At 41.5% G+C, this 11,761-nt stretch carries 14 protein-coding genes and 1 pseudogene; 2 read left to right on the plus strand and 13 right to left on the minus strand.

Annotated features, from left to right (window positions below; all coding sequences use genetic code 11):
- Positions 1–398: 398 nt before the first annotated feature.
- Complete coding sequence (locus tag ACQKFO_RS23430; protein WP_113970914.1) at positions 399–626, minus strand: hypothetical protein; 228 nt, start codon at positions 624–626, stop codon at positions 399–401.
- 140 nt (positions 627–766) lie between these two features.
- Between ACQKFO_RS23430 and pdaB the strand changes: the two genes are divergently transcribed.
- Positions 767–1,516 (plus strand): polysaccharide deacetylase family sporulation protein PdaB, encoded by a 750-nt coding sequence (gene pdaB, locus ACQKFO_RS23435; RefSeq protein WP_427601463.1) that lies wholly within the window; start codon positions 767–769, stop codon positions 1,514–1,516.
- Positions 1,517–1,562: 46 nt separating this feature from the next.
- Here the strand turns inward: pdaB and ACQKFO_RS23440 are convergent, their stop codons facing one another.
- Positions 1,563–2,198, minus strand: coding sequence for a KinB-signaling pathway activation protein (locus ACQKFO_RS23440; RefSeq protein ID WP_427601465.1), 636 nt, complete (start codon positions 2,196–2,198; stop codon positions 1,563–1,565).
- Between the two features lie 149 nt (positions 2,199–2,347).
- On the opposite strand from ACQKFO_RS23440, the gene gerD reads away from it, so the two are divergent.
- Positions 2,348–2,998: a spore germination lipoprotein GerD gene (gerD, locus tag ACQKFO_RS23445; protein WP_427601467.1), complete on the plus strand. Its 651-nt coding sequence runs from the start codon at positions 2,348–2,350 to the stop codon at positions 2,996–2,998.
- Between the two features lie 56 nt (positions 2,999–3,054).
- Here gerD and ACQKFO_RS23450 read toward each other — a convergent pair whose 3' ends face one another.
- The 11 genes and pseudogenes from ACQKFO_RS23450 to ACQKFO_RS23500 all read right to left on the minus strand — a co-directional run.
- The gene (locus ACQKFO_RS23450) at positions 3,055–4,104 is read right to left on the minus strand and encodes a P-loop NTPase (RefSeq protein WP_427601469.1); all 1,050 of its coding nucleotides are present in this window, start codon (positions 4,102–4,104) and stop codon (positions 3,055–3,057) included.
- 311 nt (positions 4,105–4,415) lie between these two features.
- The gene (cwlD, locus tag ACQKFO_RS23455; RefSeq protein WP_148996564.1) at positions 4,416–5,144 is read right to left on the minus strand and encodes an N-acetylmuramoyl-L-alanine amidase CwlD; all 729 of its coding nucleotides are present in this window, start codon (positions 5,142–5,144) and stop codon (positions 4,416–4,418) included.
- Between the two features lie 94 nt (positions 5,145–5,238).
- Positions 5,239–5,685, minus strand: coding sequence for a DUF2521 family protein (locus ACQKFO_RS23460; RefSeq protein ID WP_149158140.1), 447 nt, complete (start codon positions 5,683–5,685; stop codon positions 5,239–5,241).
- Positions 5,686–5,916: 231 nt separating this feature from the next.
- Complete coding sequence (gene rpsI / locus ACQKFO_RS23465; RefSeq protein WP_148971251.1) at positions 5,917–6,309, minus strand: 30S ribosomal protein S9; 393 nt, start codon at positions 6,307–6,309, stop codon at positions 5,917–5,919.
- Positions 6,310–6,331: 22 nt separating this feature from the next.
- Positions 6,332–6,769, minus strand: coding sequence for a 50S ribosomal protein L13 (gene rplM / locus ACQKFO_RS23470; RefSeq protein WP_113970906.1), 438 nt, complete (start codon positions 6,767–6,769; stop codon positions 6,332–6,334).
- Positions 6,770–6,954: 185 nt separating this feature from the next.
- Positions 6,955–7,704, minus strand: coding sequence for a tRNA pseudouridine(38-40) synthase TruA (truA, locus tag ACQKFO_RS23475; RefSeq protein WP_427601472.1), 750 nt, complete (start codon positions 7,702–7,704; stop codon positions 6,955–6,957).
- A gap of 14 nt (positions 7,705–7,718) precedes the next feature.
- A complete protein-coding gene (locus ACQKFO_RS23480; RefSeq protein ID WP_427601474.1) occupies positions 7,719–8,516 on the minus strand; it encodes an energy-coupling factor transporter transmembrane component T family protein in 798 nt (265 codons plus the stop codon).
- Positions 8,513–9,382: an energy-coupling factor ABC transporter ATP-binding protein gene (locus ACQKFO_RS23485; protein ID WP_427601476.1), complete on the minus strand. Its 870-nt coding sequence runs from the start codon at positions 9,380–9,382 to the stop codon at positions 8,513–8,515. The genes ACQKFO_RS23480 and ACQKFO_RS23485 overlap by 4 nt, the downstream gene beginning before the upstream one ends.
- Positions 9,358–10,194 carry an energy-coupling factor ABC transporter ATP-binding protein gene (locus tag ACQKFO_RS23490; RefSeq protein WP_427601478.1) on the minus strand — a complete coding sequence of 279 codons (837 nt, stop codon included), beginning with the start codon at positions 10,192–10,194 and terminating at the stop codon, positions 9,358–9,360. Before ACQKFO_RS23490 ends, ACQKFO_RS23485 begins: the two co-directional genes overlap by 25 nt.
- 282 nt (positions 10,195–10,476) lie before the next feature.
- Positions 10,477–10,839 (minus strand): 50S ribosomal protein L17, encoded by a 363-nt coding sequence (gene rplQ, locus ACQKFO_RS23495; RefSeq protein WP_034765940.1) that lies wholly within the window; start codon positions 10,837–10,839, stop codon positions 10,477–10,479.
- Between the two features lie 43 nt (positions 10,840–10,882).
- A pseudogene (locus ACQKFO_RS23500) lies at positions 10,883–11,695 on the minus strand (DNA-directed RNA polymerase subunit alpha); the annotation flags it as partial.
- Positions 11,696–11,761: the final 66 nt, after the last annotated feature.

Here is an 11,761-nt window from a genome sequence, read left to right on the forward strand (position 1 = left end):
TCTCCGATAAAAGTTTGAATAGCTCTTTAAAAATAAATCTAGAATTAACGTTGACGTATTGTCTTGTTTTGTTCAGTTTTCAAGGTTCAATGTGTGTCACGTCCATTTGGAGCGACTTTATTAATTTATCACACATCCACATGTGATGTCAACTGTTTTTTAAAATTATTTTTTGGTGTTTCTTCTAAATAATTCATTGCGTTTCAGCGACGTTTATTAATATACCAAGTTTATTGGGAGGGGTCAATACATTTTATGAACTTTTTTAAAAAACATTTCAAACACATTACCTCTTTTACACTCCCGCTTCTTAATTAAGCTAGCCGCTCCCATCATTCACTCATGTAGGGTACAAATAGTAAAGCTCCCGCTCGAATACACACGGAAGCTGATTTTCATTAATATGTTTCTTTCTTCGCTGCCGTCTTCATATACTTTAAACATTCCTTATGACTGGCAAACCTTTTAAAGAGTGAAAATAAGATTTTGTACCGTTCATCCATTGCTCTTTTAACTATATGATCAATTCGAGAATCTTTTAGGTCAAACAGTATTTCATCCATCTCTCTTTTTAACAAATACTCTATTTCTTGTTTCTCTCTGTCATTAATCATTAACCCCAGCAAGTATGTCACCCCTTAATGTTTGTATTTGTAGTTTTTTCCATTAAAAGAAATTTATAATCATTTTTTTATAAGATAGATATTTTTTCCGGGGACATGCATATCTTTAGTAGAGATAGACGGTTGAACGGAGGGATGAAATATTGAATACGTTTCACACAGTTAATGCTAAGAGGTTAAAGCAAATCAGTCTGATTATCGTGATTTCATTTTTTACTGCGTTGTTTGTATATAGCAGTAACCTTTCGACTCTTTCTGTTTTTAGTACGAAGGATGGACCGAAAGCGATCTATAAAGGAGAAAAAGGAGTCGCTATTACATTCAATATTGGTTGGGGAGATGAAAAAGCGAAGCCGATCCTTGAAGAATTAAAGAAAATGAATGTCCAGTCCGCTACATTCTTTCTTTCAGGTGCCTGGGCGGAGAGACACCCTGATTTAGTGGAGCAAATTGTGAAGCAGGGATATGAAATCGGAAATCTTGGCTATGCCTATTCCGATTATACGGATATGGAACCAAATAAGATCAAGCAGGACATTTTAAAAGCCGACACCGTATTTAAGAAGCTGAATATAAAAGATGTGAAGTTATTACGCGTGCCAACTGGTCACTTTAATAAAGAAACATTAAAGATAGCGGACTCTCTTGGACTTACTGTGGTTCACTGGAGTGTAGACTCTAAAGATTGGACGAATCCTGGTGTGGATGAAATCATCAATAATGTGAAGAAAGCCAAGAAAGGGGACATCATACTCCTTCACGCATCGGATTCAGCTAAACAAACGAAATCCGCTTTACCGACCATCGTGAAAGAGTTGAAAGGAAAAGGGAACTTCATTACGGTTTCAGACATGATTTCAAACGGTGATGCCAAGTCATCCCTCATACAGTAATAAAAGCCCGCTGATGAAGGGATCTCATCAGCGGGCTTTTATTTGTTTAACTTTTAGTTGGCTCCTTACGTTGTCTTTCCATTTGGGACTTTTCGATATATTTAGGAAGACGCAGAAGCTGGAATGCATTACATGCCAATAATGCCAGCAGCATAAGGTACAGCCATTTAACGGAATTCACCAATAGGACCGGAAGCCACTCCAGTGTCGTTACAACAATCATAAAGAATAAGGCAGACACAAATGTGTTCGTCTTGGCTTCTGATTGCTGATTCTTCATATAAGCTACGATTAAGCCAACGACCAGGATTCCGATTCCAAGAAAAATATAAGGCGTATACGACTCGCCTTCCTCAGCGAAGGCTCTAAATCGGAAATAAATTAAATCGAACAGGACGAGGGCAATTAGCACCACTTGAACAGGATTCCATAAGCTCTTAAACATTCCCATCCCGAATTGATGGATGGTTAAATAAGCGAAATACCCCATCTGACTGATTACACTGAATGTGAAACCTACAAATATAAACCAAAGCAGACTTGAAAATATACCAATCACGTTGCCGTCTTGAATGTATGGTCCGAACTGATCCCATCTAATGAGAAGTGCGGCGATGGCAGTCACGGCTCCTCCGATCACTAACGTATGAATAAAAAAACGAATCCAATTGCGGATGGTCACTTCTATTTTCCTCCAAATAAAAAAATATACACTCTTTTGATTGTACCAACGCATTCTTAAAAAATCCAGGTTCCAGTTTTTCTTGTGCATATTTTTTTCGTTATTTCTCATATTAAGGGTAAGGGAATTTGTATGGAAGGAGCCTACCCATGAAAAGATATTCCTTTGTATTTCTACTGTCGATTCTTCTTCTATCCGCTTGTGGCGGTGGTGGAGATACAGGCAGTGGCAAAATGGATTATGAAGAAACCAAGAAAATGGTTGTCGATATATTAAAGACAGATGATGGTAAAAAAGCGATTGAAGAAGTCATGTCTGATGAAAAAATGAAATCAGAGCTTATTATGGACCAAGGGGTTGTGACGGATACGATCTCGAAGACGTTAACCTCTGAAAAAGGAACTGAATTCTGGAAGAAATCCTTCGAAGACCCTAAGTTTGCCGAAGCGATGGCAAAAAGCATGAAGGATGGAAATGAAAAATTACTCAAAGACCTCATGAAGGATCCCGAATATCAAAAAATGATGATGGACCTGTTAAAGGATCCTGAATTCAAGAAGGAACTGACTGAAGCATTAAAAAGCCAAGAATATAGGGAACATCTGCAAAAGGTCATTACGGAAACATTTGAAAGCCCTCTGTTTAAGGCTAAGATGCAGGATGTTTTATTGAAGGCTGCCGGTGAAATGAAAGAAGGCGGTAAAAGCGGCGGTGGCGGCGAGTCTTCTTCCGGCGGTGGTGAAGAAGGCGGATCTGGTGATTCTGGAGGTTCTGGCAGCGGTGGCGGTGGCGGCCAATAAATTTAAGAAAGGACAAATGCGGGGTAACCCTCGACATTTGTCCTTTTTCAGTTTCATTAAGAGAGTTTTTCAATCACTTTATGAGCGATGTCACCATAGATCTGCCCTAAACGATGGTCCGCTGCGTAAATGGAAGGAGCAAAATCCTCTTCGTTCCAGTCAGGCTGTTGAAGTGGAAGCTTGCCTAATAAATCGGTACGGAGTTCTTCTGTCAGCTTCTCTCCGCCACCTTGACCGAATACGAATTCTTTTTCGCCTGTCAATTTACTTTCGAAATAGGACATGTTCTCAACCACACCAAGAATGTCATGATCAGTTTGCAGGGCCATGGCACCTGCTCGAGCCGCTACGAATGCAGCTGTTGGATGCGGTGTTGTTACGATGATCTCCTTACAATGCGGAAGCATCGTGTGAAGATCAAGGGCAACGTCTCCTGTTCCCGGCGGCAGGTCCAGCAGTAAATAGTCCAGTTCTCCCCACTCTACTTCTGAGAAGAAGTTATTCAGCATTTTACCGAGCATAGGACCTCTCCAAATAACGGGAGCATTGTCTTCAACAAAGAAGCCCATGGAAATGACTTTTACTCCAAAACGTTCTACCGGGATAATTCGTTCTCCCCGAACGACCGGTCGTTTGACGATTCCCATCATATCCGGTACACTGAACCCGTAAATATCAGCATCCACGAGCCCGACTTTTTTGCCTTGACGGGCCAGGGACACAGCTAAGTTAACAGAAACCGTCGACTTTCCAACTCCGCCTTTACCGCTGGCAATCGCAATAAACGTTGTTTTACTTGCAGGTGATAATAAATCCGTACCTTGTCCACCGGATCCTCTATGCTTTTCAAGTTCTTCCTGTGGAAGCTCAGTGAACCGGATCCCGACAGATTCTGCTCCGTTATCCTTTAAGACTTGTACGATCTTTTGTTGGAATTGCATTTGTTCACCAGTACCCGTCTTGGCAATGGCGATCTTCACACTTACATGCTTCTTTTCTTCCTTAATTGAAATTTCTGCGATACCGTTTGTTTCTTCTAACGTTTTATTTAAAAAAGGATCTTTTAATCCAAATAAAAGTTCGCGTGTCTGTTGTTCAGTTAACATGAATAACCACCCTTTTCTATGTATTCGTTTTCAATCAATCTGCTTTCAGTATAACATATTCTTAGTTGAATGAATGATCAAAAGGATGTGAATGCTTTTGTTGAATAATGAAAAAAGCTCTGTTCGTAACGTTTGATTCTTCCTTAGATAAGAAAGCAGTAGTTGATTTCCGCTCCAGGATGCTCCAATCAACTTTCGGAGCATGTTTCCTTAAAGGCTATTCTCTACCCACTCACTGACACCGGTCAAACAGCCCTTCTGTATTACACCAACAGGCTTTTCGAGATTAGCCAAAAATAAAAGCTGAGAGGTTATTCCTCATCAGCTTTTTCTTTATCTTCTTCTTCCATAGTTAAATAATTGAGAACACCCTGGTATACAGAGGCAGCGATTTTTTGCTGGTAGTCTTCTTTAAGTAAGTTCGCCCGCTCGCCTGGATTGGATAAGAACCCGATTTCCACTAAGGCTCCCGACTTTTTGGCGTGCTTTAATATATACACATTTTGAATACCCTTCGCTTCCCGTGTTGTGTTTTCTAAATTACGTATAAGCTCTCCCTGAATGGCTTTTGCAAGGGCTTTATTTTCTTTATACTTTGGATTATAGAATGTTTGGGCACCGCTCCACTTAGCAGATGGAATGGAGTTCAGGTGGATGCTTAAAAATAAGTCGGCTTCAGATTCATTGATTAAGCTTAGCCTCTTCTTCAGATCCTCCACTTTCCGTCGGCTGTATCCTTTGGTTCCTTCATCGGCAAGATCTTCATCTTTTTCACGTGTCAGTATTACGAGAGCCCCTTGTTCCTGAAGATAATCCCTTACCATCAGAGACACATTTAAAGCGATATCCTTTTCCAGGGCATCCTGATCACCGGCCCCACCGTCCGGCCCGCCATGTCCGGGATCTATATAGATGATTTTACCTGATAAGGGGAGATTCCAGGAATCCCACGTATCCTTGTCCAGAATCTTATATTGAATAATGAATAATAATATCGCCAGTGCAGAAATCATCCCGATAACCTTTAGTTTCTGAATCATTCCAGTCCTCCCATTTCAGTTTCAACACGGAGTAAAGCTCCGCTGTCCTTACTAAAAAAATATGGGACGAGAATGATTTTTAGAACTGAAATGATTAATTCAAACGCAGTTTATGACGCTTGATCCCCTTTTCATACCCTTCTGACCACCATGTTTCCACAAAGTGCTCGCAGCAGAAATAAAAGGATTCATCCACTTGATTAGAGACGCCCATCTCTGACCAATACAACCAGAAATTATAAAGTGTATCAATAAAGTGTTTTAACTCTTCCTCACACCGCTTTTTCACGAGGTCTGTGGGTTCGCCGGTATAACCAAACTTGCTGACCTTCCCACCGAGCAGATAAGCTTCAATGGCCACATCAAAGCATGCCTCATCAAAACCCTGCTGCATAAATACACCGCCTTGAACCTTTATATATCCAAAATGCTTTCGGACACTCTCCTGAAGCATTTTAATCGAAATCTCTTTCAACAATGTTCTTTCCGTCTTAATTTGCTTTTCTCTTCTCTTTGTATTGAAAGTTGTAATAACGTTCAAAGTTCATCCACCCCTTTGAACGTATTTTCCTACTTAACACAACACTTCATTCGAGTAACTGTTACCAATTTTTTTGGGTGACGGACCTCCAGATACAGTCCTGCGACGAGGATGAAGCCTGGTATGAACTGGACAATGCTCCCGGTTTAACGTGAAATCGGAGGTCCGTCCCTCACAAAACAAAAAAAGCCCAACCGAATGAATCGGCTGAGCTTTTGTTTGAAATAATAATTAACGCTTAGAGAATTGTGGCGCGCGACGTGCACCTTTAAGACCGTATTTTTTACGCTCTTTCATACGAGAGTCACGAGTTAATAATCCAGCGCGTTTTAGAGTTCCACGGTACTCAGGGTCTGCTTGTAGTAAAGCACGAGCGATTCCGTGACGGATCGCACCAGCTTGACCAGCATAGCCTCCACCATGAACGTTTACTAAAACGTCATAGTTACCAAGAGTTTCAGTTGCAACTAGTGGTTGCTTAATTACTTCTCTTAGTGCTGCGAATGGGATATAAACTTCTACTTCACGATCATTGATAACAATGTTTCCGTTACCTGGTACTAAACGTACACGAGCTACTGAGCTCTTACGACGACCAGTTCCGTAATATTGAACTTGAGCCAAGATAATAACCTCCTCTTATTAATTATCCACGAAGTTCGTAAACTTCAGGTTGTTGTGCTTGATGCTTATGCTCTGCTCCAGCATACACATGTAATTTCTTGAACATTTGACGACCTAGAGAACCTTTTGGAAGCATACCTTTGATAGTAAGCTCTAACATTTTCTCTGAGTAGTTTGTACGCATTTCTAATGCTGTACGTTGCTTTAAACCACCTGGGTGATTCGTGTGACGGTAGTAAATCTTGTCCGTTAACTTTTTACCAGTTAGTTCAATTTTTGAAGCATTAAGAATGATAACATGATCACCAGTGTCTACATGTGGTGTGAATGTTGGTTTGTGTTTTCCGCGTAGAATAGAAGCAACTTCACTAGCTAAACGTCCTAGAGTTTTGCCTTCAGCATCTACAACGAACCATTTACGATCGATTTCGTTGGCTTTTGCCATATACGTTGTACGCATGATTTAACCTCCTATTTGATGAATCCGTAGTATTTATTTTCTAATCACAATAAGTTTCCGGGGCTTATCGTGGGGTTAATAACATACCATATGCTATATTATCTTGTTCCCAGTCTATTGTCAAGAGAATGTTACACCAGGATTAGTTGTTTTAGAATTTTTTTTGAAAGTAAGATACAATACTATTACACAGTAAGAGCATATTCAACATTCCACAGATACAATCCATGTGGCGGTGCTGTCTTCCCTGCCCGATTGCGATCCCGTGCTTCCAGTATTTCAGGGATCTCCTCTACCGGTAAATTCCCGGAGCCTACTTCTAATAAGGTACCAGTCAGTATCCTCACCATATTGTATAAAAATCCATTTCCCACAAAAGAAAAAATGATTTCTTGTTCATGCTCTTGAATGTCAATATGGTGAATGGTTCTTACTTTGTCTTCCACTTCCGTTTTAGCTGAACAAAAGCTCGTGAAGTCATGTTCCCCTATCAAATGCCGTGCAGCACGCTCCATATCCGTTACAGATAAAGCGCAGGGATAGTGAAGAGCAAAGTGACGGTTAAACGGACTTCTCGACTCTCCCGTATAAACACGGTATCGATATTCCTTCTGTACGACAGAGAATCTTGAGTGGAATTCAGTTGGAACAAACTCAGCTTCTTTAACGGTTACTTCATCCGGTAAGCGCGTGTTCAGCACGACCGGCCATTTCTCTTCAGGGATGGATAAGGGTGTATCAAAATGAAAAACCTGACCGTTCGCATGAACACCAGCGTCGGTCCGCCCCGACCCACTGATCCGGATTCTTTCCCCTTTATGGATAGTGGACAGAATACCTTCTATGAGCCCCTGGACGGTTCGTTGATTGGGTTGAACCTGATAACCATGAAAATAGGTGCCATCATAAGCGATGGTACATTTCACTCTCTGCATACACGACACTCCCGTTATCCTCTAAAAATAATCAATACAGCTGTTAGAATGGCCAATACCACTAAAGCCCCCGTATCCTTCTTGTGCCAGGATAACAGGCGGTATTTCGTCCTGCCCTCTCCCCCTTGATACCCTCTTGCCTCCATGGCGGTTGCCAGGTCCTCAGCCCTTTTAAAAGCACTGACGAAGAGTGGGATCAATAGAGGGATGATGGCTTGGATCCGATCTTTGATGGGACCGGAAGAAAACTCAGCCCCCCTTGCAATTTGCGCCTTCATGATTTTATCCGTTTCCTCCATCAGGGTCGGAATGAACCTTAAGGAAATCGACATCATAAGGGCCAGCTCATGAACGGGAAACTTCACTTTTTTCAATGGGTTCAATAGCGTCTCGAGCCCGTCCGTAATCGTGATGGGGGAGGTAGTCAGCGTTAATAAAGACGTGACGAGAATCAGATAAAAGAATCGTAAAGAAATGAATATCCCCTGCCTTAACCCCTCTTCATGAACAGACAATATTCCTAAGTCCAGGATGACCGGACCTTCCTTGGTGAAGAACACGTGTAAAAAGAACGTAAACAGAATCAACCATAGTATAGGCTTCAATCCACCGATAATAAAACGCAAGGAAAGATTAGAAAGAATGAGTGCGCTAAATGTAAAAAGACCGAGCAATGCATACGTAACAAAATTATTTGCAAGAAACACGACACAAATAAATCCAAAGATAAATAATAGTTTTGCCCTCGGATCCATCTGATGAAGGATGGACTTAGCAGGTACGTAGCGGCCAAAGATCATTTTCTCCATCATAGGGCTTCACCCCCGTCACTGACTGTACGGATGGCTGAAGCTAATTCCTCTATCGTTAAACAGGTCTTCGGTAGCTTCTTCCCCGTTTTGTGTTCAAATTGATATTGAAAACGAACGACGTCTGGCACGTCCAATCCCATCTCAAACAGTTCATCGGCAGAAGAGAATATCTCTTCAGGACTTCCTTTTTGCTTAAGACGGCCTTTCTGCATGATCACAATTTCTTCTGCATAATGAGCAGCGTCTTCCATGCTATGGGTGACGAGAATGGTCGTCAGTCCTTTTTCCTTATGAAGGTCATAGAACATGTCCATGATTTCACGTTGACCCCTTGGATCGAGTCCCGCAGTAGGTTCATCGAGTACAATGACCTCCGGATTCATAGCAAGTACACCTGCAATGGCTACACGTCTCATTTGCCCACCTGATAAATCAAAAGGGGATTTACTAAGCACTTCTTCTGAAAGTCCAACCTTTACAATCAGTTCCTTGGCTCTTCTTATCGCCTCTTCTTCTGATACGCCAAAGTTCATCGGTCCGTAACAGATATCTTTAAGGACTGTTTCTTCAAACAACTGATGCTCAGGAAATTGAAAGACGATGCCTACCTTCTGTCTGACCGGCTTTAAGCTTTTTGCCTTTTGTTTGGCTTTTATTTGATGTTCCCCTACTTGAACAACTCCCTCTGTAGGTTTTAACAGCCCATTTAAATGTTGCAGGAGTGTTGACTTCCCTGAACCGGTGTGACCGATTACCGCAAGGAATTGACCTGTCGGGATGGTAAGATCGATATCTTGAAGGGCAAGCTTTTCGAATGGAGTGTTGAATGAATATCGGTATTCTACCTGTTGAAATGTGATTTGCATAATTCATCCACCAACTCTTCTTCTGTAAAGTATGTTTTAGATAAGGGTATCCCTGCTTCTTTAAGAGCCCCGGCCAGCTTTATTGTAAAAGGGGAATCAAGGCCCAGCTTGATTAACTCGTCCTCTAATAAGAAAATTTCTTCCGGGGTTCCTTCCTTAAAGACCGTCCCTTGATTTAATACAATCATTCGATCTGCTTTTGTCGCTTCTTCGAGATCATGGGTAATCGAGATCACCGTCAGATTTTCTTCGTCTTTCAGCTTACGTACAGTTTCAAGAACTTCTTTTCTTCCTTTTGGATCAAGCATCGATGTCGCTTCATCTAAGATGATGATCGACGGCTGAAGGGCTACAACCCCTGCAATTGCTACACGCTGCTTTTGACCACCTGATAAATGGTGCGGCTCTTGATTAAGAAAATCCTCCATATGGACACTTATTAAAGCATCATTGACTCGCTGTACCATCGATTCATAAGGTACCCCATGGTTTTCTAACCCAAAAGCCACATCATCCTCAACTGTAGCACCGACAAATTGATTATCGGGATTTTGAAAGACCATACCCAGCTTTGAACGGATGTCCCAAATAGAGTTCTCCTCAAGAATAATCCCGTCCACCGTTACCTTCCCCTTTTCAGGAAAGTGAAGCCCATTCAACATTTTGGCAAGAGTCGACTTACCGGATCCGTTATGACCGACAATCGCTAACCATTCACCTTGATTGACAGTCAGGCTAATCCCTTTAAGGGCGTAGGAATTTTGATCAGGGTATCTGAAATGTACATCGTCTACTTGAATGATTTCTTTCAATTTTTGCAACCTCCTCTACGCTCTTCATACTCAGCTCTGCTAAAAAATCTCCGCATATAAAAAAAAGCCTGCACCCCGACCAAAGAAAAGAGAACTTTTCTTGTTCAACCATTGAACAGCTTCTATGAAAATAGAAGTTGGAAGGGGTGCACGAGCTAGACGAGTCAGCCGGAGCTGCTCATCGTAACGCTCTGCTTTTCATCAACATGCACTTATACAAAAAGGGCAAAGAAGCAGTTAAGGATTAACTGTCCTGCCCTTAATGTTAGAAGTCACGAATTATTAAACTAATTCGATGATTGCCATTGGAGCACCGTCACCACGGCGAGGACCAACCTTCATAATGCGAGTATATCCGCCTTGACGCTCTGTGTAACGAGGAGCGATGTCAGAGAATAACTTTTGTAAAGCATCTTGGTTGTTTTCAGCGTTAGCAACTTCTTTACGAATGAATGCACCAGCTTGACGACGCGCGTGAATGTCACCACGTTTACCTAAAGTGATCATTTTTTCCACAACTGAACGAAGCTCTTTCGCACGAGTTTCAGTTGTTTCGATGCGCTCGTTAATGATTAGGTCTGTAGCTAAATCACGTAGCATTGCTTTACGTTGAGCACTGGTACGTCCTAACTTTCTGTAAGCCATTAAGGGTTCCCTCCTTTGTTTCTATATATGAAAGAAGATGTTATCAGTCGTCTTTACGTAAGCCAAGTCCAAGGTCTTCAAGTTTAACTTTAACCTCTTCAAGTGATTTACGTCCTAAGTTACGCACTTTCATCATATCTTCTTCTGTCTTGTTAGCAAGCTCTTGAACAGTATTGATTCCAGCACGCTTCAGGCAGTTATAAGAACGAACAGAAAGATCTAATTCTTCGATCGTCATCTCAAGAACTTTCTCTTTTTGGTCTTCTTCTTTTTCTACCATGATTTCAGCATTCTGCGCTTCATCTGTAAGGCCAACGAAAATATTTAAGTGTTCTGTTAGAATCTTAGCACCTAAAGAAATCGCTTCTTTTGGTCCAATACTTCCATCAGTCCATACATCAAGAGAAAGTTTATCGTAGTTCGTCATTTGACCAACACGAGTATTTTCTATTTGATAGTTAACGCGTGAAACTGGAGTGTAAATAGAATCGATTGGGATCACGCCAATAGGAAGATCCTCACGTTTGTTCTGGTCTGCCGGTCTGTATCCACGTCCACGTGATGCGCTTAGACGCACACGGAAGTGTCCACTCTTAGATAATGTTGCGATGTGTAAATCAGGATTTAACACTTCTACATCACTATCATGAGTAATATCAGCAGCCGTTACAACTCCTTCGCCCTGTACATCAATTTCTAGCGTTTTTTCTTCATCAGAGTAGATCTTTAACGCTAACTTCTTGATATTCAAAATGATGGATGTGACATCCTCTACGACGCCTTCAATTGTTGAAAATTCATGCAGTACTCCATCTATTTGAATAGATGTGACAGCAGCACCTGGGAGTGACGATAATTCAACATTTCCTCATGCGAGGAAATGAGTTATCCGGTATTAGCCCCGGTTTCCCGGAGTTATCCC

The organism is Rossellomorea sp. NPDC071047 (genome assembly GCF_050270195.1).
Lineage (GTDB): Bacteria > Bacillota > Bacilli > Bacillales > Bacillaceae_B > Rossellomorea.

Excerpts from the sequence above, each read along its gene's own strand:
- gerD (WP_427601467.1), top strand. The coding sequence starts at position 2,348 with ATGAAAAGATATTCCTTTGTATTTCTACTGTCGATTCTTCTTCTATCC.
- ACQKFO_RS23450 (WP_427601469.1), bottom strand. The coding sequence starts at position 4,104 with ATGTTAACTGAACAACAGACACGCGAACTTTTATTTGGATTAAAAGAT.
- cwlD (WP_148996564.1), bottom strand. The coding sequence starts at position 5,144 with ATGATTCAGAAACTAAAGGTTATCGGGATGATTTCTGCACTGGCGATA.
- rplM (WP_113970906.1), bottom strand. The coding sequence starts at position 6,769 with ATGCGTACAACGTATATGGCAAAAGCCAACGAAATCGATCGTAAATGG.
- truA (WP_427601472.1), bottom strand. The coding sequence starts at position 7,704 with ATGCAGAGAGTGAAATGTACCATCGCTTATGATGGCACCTATTTTCAT.
- ACQKFO_RS23480 (WP_427601474.1), bottom strand. The coding sequence starts at position 8,516 with ATGATGGAGAAAATGATCTTTGGCCGCTACGTACCTGCTAAGTCCATC.
- ACQKFO_RS23485 (WP_427601476.1), bottom strand. The coding sequence starts at position 9,382 with ATGCAAATCACATTTCAACAGGTAGAATACCGATATTCATTCAACACT.
- rplQ (WP_034765940.1), bottom strand. The coding sequence starts at position 10,839 with ATGGCTTACAGAAAGTTAGGACGTACCAGTGCTCAACGTAAAGCAATG.